This window comes from Sphingomonas sp. CFBP 8760 (assembly GCF_014841615.1).
In the GTDB taxonomy this organism is placed as follows: domain Bacteria; phylum Pseudomonadota; class Alphaproteobacteria; order Sphingomonadales; family Sphingomonadaceae; genus Sphingomonas.
Map to the genome: position 1 here is coordinate 1 of NZ_JACYUG010000075.1, position 266 is coordinate 266.

Here is a 266-nt window from a genome sequence, read left to right on the forward strand (position 1 = left end):
GCACGGTGAGCGATGCACAAGTCGCGCAAGTGATCGAGCGTACGCTGAACACCAGGCCCCGGGATGCGACCCATTGGTCGATCCGCTCGATGGCGGCCGAGGCAGGCCTTTCGCACACCACGATCCGCCGGATCTGGAGCGCGTTCGGCTTGCAGCCGCATCGCTCGGAGACGTTCAGGCTGTCGACCGATCCGCTGTTCGTCGACAAGGTGCAGGACATTGTCGGTCTTTACCTGTCGCCTCCGACCCGCGCCGTGGTGCTGTGC

General features: G+C 65.0%; 1 pseudogene. It reads left to right on the forward strand.

Going from position 1 to position 266, the window contains the following annotated elements:
- Window positions 1-266, forward strand: a pseudogene (locus IFT82_RS20415) (IS630 family transposase); the annotation flags it as partial.